The organism is Collinsella aerofaciens, from assembly GCF_027679495.1.
Taxonomy (GTDB): Bacteria; Actinomycetota; Coriobacteriia; order Coriobacteriales; family Coriobacteriaceae; genus Collinsella; species Collinsella aerofaciens_AK.
Genome location: NZ_JAQEKC010000024.1, coordinates 24,369 through 30,573 on the forward strand (window position 1 = coordinate 24,369; position 6,205 = coordinate 30,573).

Sequence of the window (6,205 nt, forward strand, 5' to 3'; positions counted from 1 at the left end):
CACCCTCCTAGTTCTCGTCCTCAAACATACCACCCGCGACGACCTCGTACATACGCTCGAGCTCCAAGCGGTCCATCAAAAGCGGAACGGGGTACAGCGGATTGGCCTCGGCATCGGCATGCGCCGCCATCTCGGGAATGTCGGAGCGGCGAATGCCCGAGACATATTTGGGGATTCCCAGGATCTCGTTCATGCGGTCGACCCAATCGAAAAAGGCCTCGGCCGCAAGACTATCCTGCGCGGTAGCCGGCGCAATGCCCGCCATGCGAGCAAGATCGGCAAGCTTGGGGGCGGCGGCGTCACCATAAGCGCGAAGCATGTGCGGCAGGATGATCGCGTTGGCCAAACCGTGCGGAATTCCGTATCGGCCGCCCAGACTGTGCGCGATGGCATGCACATATCCGACATAGGAGCGGGTAAACGCAACGCCCGCCTTATACGCCGCCGAAAGCATATTGCGACGAGCGCGCATGTCGTCACCATGCTCATAGGCCTCGAGCAAATTGTCGTGGATAAGCTGCACCGCCTGTCGCGCCATCTTGCGCGTATAGGGCGTGGTGCTTCGCCCGATAAAGGCCTCGACGGCATGCGTCAGGGCATCCATACCCGTCTGCCCCGTAATGGAGGCGGGCAGACCGCGCGTAAACTCGGGGTCGTGCACCGCAAAGCGCGGAATAAGCACAAAGTCGTTAATGGGGTACTTGTAGTGCGTCCCGTCATCGGTAATTACCGCCGCAAGCGTGACTTCGCTTCCCGTACCGGCGGTAGTGGGAACGGCGATGAGCAGCGGCAGGCGACGATGAATCCGCAGCAGGCCGCGCATCTTGTTGATGGGCTTGTTTGGCTGCGCAATGCGTGCGCCCACGCCCTTGGCACAGTCCATGGCCGAGCCACCGCCAAAGCCGATAATGGCCTGGCAGGCGCTCTCTCGATACAGGGACGCCGCTTCTTCCACGTTTGAAACCGTGGGGTTTGCACGCGTTTCGGCATAGACCGTAACGCCAATCCCCCTGGATGCGAGCGCCGTCTCGAGCGGTGCCGTGAGCCCCAGACGGGCAATGCCGGGATCCGTCACGATAAGGACCTTCTGGATCGAGCGCTTTGAAGCACCGCGGGCACATCCTCGGCATGCTCTAAAATGCGCGGCTCGGTATAGGGCAGGATCGGCAATGCAATGCGAAAAACCGTCTGATATGTTCGGCACCAGGCACGACGGGCTAGATGCATAAAGGAAACTCCTTCATTTGTTGATAGGTCAACATTTGCTCGCCCGATTGTACTCAGCGGCGGTCAAAGACGGCCTGCCAATCGTTAATCAATCAACATCTTTATAGCTCGAAATTGTTTTATTAAAAATCATTCCTAATAGGCTTCACATTTGGTTGCATTTATGGATAATAGAACTCGTCAAGACGCACGTCCGGAGAGGGCCCTTACGGGACCGGACGAGCGCACAATCGCCATCGATCGAAAGGATCGAATCATGAAGTTTGTTTGCCCCGTTTGCGGTTATGTGGAAGAGTTCGACGGCGACCAACTGCCCGAGGACTTCAAGTGCCCCCAGTGCGGCGTTCCCGGTTCTCGTTTCCTGAAGCAGGAGGAGGGTCAGCTCGAGTGGGCTGCCGAGCACGTCGTGGGCGTCGCCAAGATGGAGGGCGTCTCCGAGGACATCGTTGCCGACCTGCGCGCCAACTTTGAGGGCGAGTGCTCCGAGGTCGGTATGTACCTGGCCATGGCTCGCGTCGCTCATCGCGAGGGCTATCCCGAGATCGGCCTGTACTGGGAGAAGGCTGCCCACGAGGAGGCCGAGCATGCCGCCAAGTTCGCTGAGCTCCTGGGCGAGGTCGTGACCGACTCCACCAAGAAGAACCTCGAGATGCGCGTTGAGGCTGAGAACGGCGCCACCGCCGGCAAGACCGATCTTGCCAAGCGCGCCAAGGCCGCTGGCCTCGATGCCATCCACGACACCGTGCACGAGATGGCTCGCGACGAGGCCCGCCACGGCAAGGCTTTCGCCGGCCTGCTCAAGCGCTACTTTGGCTAAGCCAACCGCCTGAGACATAACCTCAAGCTCGATGAGGCCCGGACCGTATTGGTTCGGGCCTTTTTCGTGCCTCATGAACTTGTTAACGCCCTGAAATAGGACCGCCTTCGGCATCGGCTTCTCGTCAAAAACTAAGTGAGTAGACTTTTTGGAACTTGCCGAGCACGCCATCCATATTGCTTTATAAAGCCGCAGGTAAATGACTTGTTTCAAAACGGCCTGGTCGCCAAAGTGCTAAAAGCCTACTCACTTAGAACCGCAGCCGTCCACGATCGAGCCATTTTGTGTCTAGCGGGCATCTTTCCGTCGATTACTCCCAATTTTGTCCAGTCAACGAATAGTTCAGACCGGAGTAATGCCTCAGCCCTTTGCTCATCTGAGCTTTTATCACGATATTCAGCATCGAGCATCCTGCATACGGTCTTAACGATCGCGCGGAATCTACCCTCATCGGATATCTGTCTGTGTGTCAGGAGAAGTACATCGTAGCCCATGGCCTGAAGGGCCGTCATGCGGTCAGCGTCACGCAAGCCATCCCCCGCGCGTCCGTGCGAGGCCTTTCCCTGACATTCAATGGCCACCTGTCGCCTACCGTCCGGTGAAGAAAGAAGTAGGTCGATATATACACGGGACTTTCCCACAATCGCTCGAGCACTTGTGTTTAGCATCACTTCAACATTAAGCTCTATGCCGCAAAAACCTTCGCCTCCCAGGGATCGCGGCAGTGCAAGTAGCAAATACGCCTCGACCTCAAAAGGCGACGCGGCACCCAATGGAACGAGTTGCGATACCGCCATAAATCTATTGCCGTAACGCATCCCACAAACATCTGAACAAAAACGGTCAAGGTCTCCGCCCAAAACCAAAGCGTCTCGACGCCATAAATTTGAGGCGGTGCCGTCCTCGGACGGGCAGCGCGCCCAACCGAACGTTGTCGAAATCGCACCCGAATCAATTGCACGCGAAAGCTCCGTCTCAAGTAACGCCGGCAGGGCACACACCGCAAACAAGCCGCACATCTCCGCCAATACCAAAAGAAGCTGAAGATCCGTCAGATGCCGTGACATGATGAATGCCGTCAGTAGAGGAGACGTAATCAAAAATCCATGCTCCGTTTCCAGCACGGATTCCCTGGGGAGCTCACCAAGAAACAGCCGCTGCCTAATGCTGGCAGGACAAGTCCGTTTGTTTCTCGTCCGAACCAATGTATGCAACGGAAAACCGAGCGCGACCGCAGCCGTCGGGTTGCGGGCGAGATCATATCGCTGCCGGTCTTCTTCCGGTCGTGGAAGCGGCGGACACAAAGCGCGGACTTGAGGAGGCAAACGCCAGTACCTAAAAGCCGATATGTCACAAAGTAGATCCTTCATAGGCACAGGAGAACACGAATTTCAACCCAGTCAGTCACGCATTGGCGCGAACGCACCAAAAATGGCGCCGAACGGACTGCCAAGTTTTCAACAGCCCTCCCCAACTGGCCAAAAGCTTGTCGAGAGTTGGACGAAGCCCTGTTGAAAACCCTATTTTTTTTCTCATGCAGAAGCTTTACGCGGCAAGTGAGTAGACTTTTTTGAACATTCCGAGCAGGCCGGTCTTCCTGCTTTTCAAAACCGCAGGTAGATAGCTTGTTACAAAACTGCCTGGTCGCCAAAGTGCTAAAAGTCTACTCACTTAGATTGCAGAGTGCCCCCCATTAGCTGCAATTCCAAGGTAGTTAGTACTTTTGGACTCAGATCGTCATACTGGACAAGAATATGAGTTGAGTTTTCAGGGGCAGATGCGCCATCGGCACACCAAAAACAGTCACCGATATCGATAAAAGGGATGCTCGAGCGCGTGAGGGCCCGTGCAAAAGTGCTTCCGCCCGTTCCACGCTCCGCAACCACGGTGCAGTAAAGGCCCGCGTCTGCGTGTTCGATCGAGACTTCCCCTGCCGGAAATGCCTTCCGCACAAGCGCCGCCAGGCCATCACGCGCCTCGCGAGCACGAACGCGCACGCGGTTCACATGTCGCTCGTAATCACCCGATTCCAGCAAACGAGCCAAAGCGACCTGGTCAACGGAACTCACCGACGAGGCGTAAAAACCAAGGTTGCGCCTAAACCGCTCCATTAGCTCATCGGGCAGCACCATGTACGCTAGACGCAACGCCGATGACAGGCTCTTCGAAAACGTGTTGGTGTAGATAACCGACTGGGCGGCATCTATCGACGCGAGCGCGGGAATCGGCTTCCCGGCAAGGCGAAACTCACAATCAAAGTCATCTTCGATAAGATACCGATCTGGTCGCTCGGCGGCCCAGCTCAGAAGCGCATAGCGACGCGCAATGCTCGTCACAAGGCCGGTCGGATACTGATGGGACGGCATAAGGTGAAGGACATCGGCCCCGGTTTTCTGCAGAGCGCTCAGGTCCACGCCGTCGTCATCCAACGGGACATGTCGAACTTTGCAGCCCATAGCCTGATAGATGCGCGTCAGGCGCAAATAGCCCGGATCCTCAACGGCATACACCTTGTCGGCTCCAAGCAACTGAACCAGCATGGTATCGAGCAGCTGGGCGCCCGCGCCGATAACGATATCGTTGGGATCGACATTCATGCCCCTCGTCCCACGCAGATGGTGAGCAATTGCGCGTCGTAGCCGAGCGGTGCCCTGCGCCGGTGCGGGCGAAAAGATTTCGCGCTCATCTTCGGATGCCAGCGTCGCCCGTAGTGCGCTTTGCCAAAGCCGCGCCGCCTCCAAAGCGGAAGGAGAAAGTGCATCGAATAGCTCGACCTGTCCGTTGACATCATGCGCGCTGGGACCCGCAGAGGCGTTATCTCGGTCGATGCCCTCCGCAGCCGAAGCCAAAACCGGTGCATCCGGAAGCTCACAAGCGTAGTAGCCACGACGTGGCATTGAGCAAATATAGCCCTCAGCGAGTAACTGGCTATATGCATTCTCGATGGTAATGACACTGATTCCCAGATGACTGGCAAAGGCGCGCTTAGACGGAAGATGCTCCCCCGCCACAATACGTCCAGCTACGATATCATCTCGAATTTGCTGGTAAACATACTCATAGAGCGATGCTTCGCCGCGTTTTTCCAAATTGTAGTCAAGCATGAGTTTGCCACCTGACCTTATCGAGCTGTTCAATCTGGTATTAGGCTGACCTTATTATTATCTCGAAAACTGAGTATTTTGCCATACCCAGCTCCCCGATAGGATGTTCCGTCAAGCAATGCACATGCCAACCAAGGGAGCAACCATGGCAGAACAGACCAGCAAGGCCGATCGCGTCAAACTCAATCGCGAACTCGCGCAGATGCTCAAGGGCGGCGTCATCATGGACGTCACCACGCCCGAGCAGGCACGCATCGCCGAGGAGGCAGGCGCCTGCGCCGTCATGGCACTCGAGCGCATCCCGGCCGACATCCGCGCCGCAGGCGGCGTCTCGCGCATGAGCGACCCCAAGATGATCAAGGGCATCCAAGAGGCCGTCTCCATCCCCGTCATGGCCAAGTGCCGCATCGGTCACATTGTCGAGGCGCAGGTCCTGCAGGCCATCGAGATCGATTACATCGACGAGTCCGAGGTTCTCTCCCCCGCCGATGACGTCTATCACATCGACAAGACCCAGTTTGACGTGCCGTTTGTCTGCGGCGCCCGCGATCTGGGCGAGGCGTTGCGCCGTGTTGCCGAGGGCGCCACTATGATTCGCACCAAGGGTGAGCCGGGTACGGGCGACGTCGTTCAGGCCGTGCGTCACATGCGCAAGATCCAAAAGCAGATCCGCGACGTTGTTGCCCTGCGCGACGACGAGCTCTTTGAGGCAGCCAAGCAACTGCAGGTTCCGGTCGAGCTGGTGCGCGAGGTCCATGCCACGGGTAAGCTTCCCGTCGTGAACTTTGCCGCCGGCGGCGTAGCGACCCCCGCCGACGCCGCGCTGATGATGCAGCTGGGCGCCGAAGGCGTCTTTGTGGGCTCGGGCATCTTTAAGAGCGGCGACCCCGCCAAGCGCGCAGCCGCCATCGTCAAGGCCGTGGCAAACTTCACCGATGCCAAGCTCATCGCTGAGCTTTCGGAGGACCTGGGCGAGGCCATGGTGGGCATCAACGCCGAGGTAGTGTCGAGAAAGTTGGTGTAGCGCCCGAACCGAAGCGAGTAGGCCCGGCGTCCA

The 6,205-nt window shown here is 57.6% G+C and carries 5 protein-coding genes; 2 read left to right on the forward strand and 3 right to left on the reverse strand.

From position 1 onward, the window contains the following. Positions 1-7: 7 nt before the first annotated feature. The gene (locus PGW49_RS08510; RefSeq protein WP_270226239.1) at positions 8-1,075 is read right to left on the reverse strand and encodes an iron-containing alcohol dehydrogenase; all 1,068 of its coding nucleotides are present in this window, start codon (positions 1,073-1,075) and stop codon (positions 8-10) included. A gap of 408 nt (positions 1,076-1,483) precedes the next feature. On the opposite strand from PGW49_RS08510, the gene PGW49_RS08515 reads away from it, so the two are divergent. After that, positions 1,484-2,044, forward strand: coding sequence for a ferritin family protein (locus tag PGW49_RS08515; protein ID WP_022094328.1), 561 nt, complete (start codon positions 1,484-1,486; stop codon positions 2,042-2,044). A gap of 242 nt (positions 2,045-2,286) precedes the next feature. Here PGW49_RS08515 and PGW49_RS08520 read toward each other — a convergent pair whose 3' ends face one another. Both PGW49_RS08520 and pdxR read right to left on the reverse strand, forming a co-directional pair. Continuing rightward, positions 2,287-3,168 (reverse strand): hypothetical protein, encoded by an 882-nt coding sequence (locus tag PGW49_RS08520; protein ID WP_270226240.1) that lies wholly within the window; start codon positions 3,166-3,168, stop codon positions 2,287-2,289. 543 nt (positions 3,169-3,711) lie between these two features. Then, positions 3,712-5,148 carry a MocR-like pyridoxine biosynthesis transcription factor PdxR gene (gene pdxR, locus PGW49_RS08525; protein WP_270226241.1) on the reverse strand — a complete coding sequence of 479 codons (1,437 nt, stop codon included), beginning with the start codon at positions 5,146-5,148 and terminating at the stop codon, positions 3,712-3,714. Positions 5,149-5,293: 145 nt separating this feature from the next. Here pdxR and pdxS point away from each other — a divergent pair, with 145 nt between their 5' ends. Further along, positions 5,294-6,172, forward strand: coding sequence for a pyridoxal 5'-phosphate synthase lyase subunit PdxS (gene pdxS / locus PGW49_RS08530; protein WP_270226242.1), 879 nt, complete (start codon positions 5,294-5,296; stop codon positions 6,170-6,172). The last annotated feature ends 33 nt before the right edge of the window (positions 6,173-6,205 follow it).

Bases quoted from the DNA above. Each gene is read 5' to 3' on its own strand.
- PGW49_RS08515 (WP_022094328.1), top strand. From the start codon at position 1,484: ATGAAGTTTGTTTGCCCCGTTTGCGGTTATGTGGAAGAGTTCGACGGC.
- pdxR (WP_270226241.1), bottom strand. From the start codon at position 5,148: ATGCTTGACTACAATTTGGAAAAACGCGGCGAAGCATCGCTCTATGAG.
- pdxS (WP_270226242.1), top strand. From the start codon at position 5,294: ATGGCAGAACAGACCAGCAAGGCCGATCGCGTCAAACTCAATCGCGAA.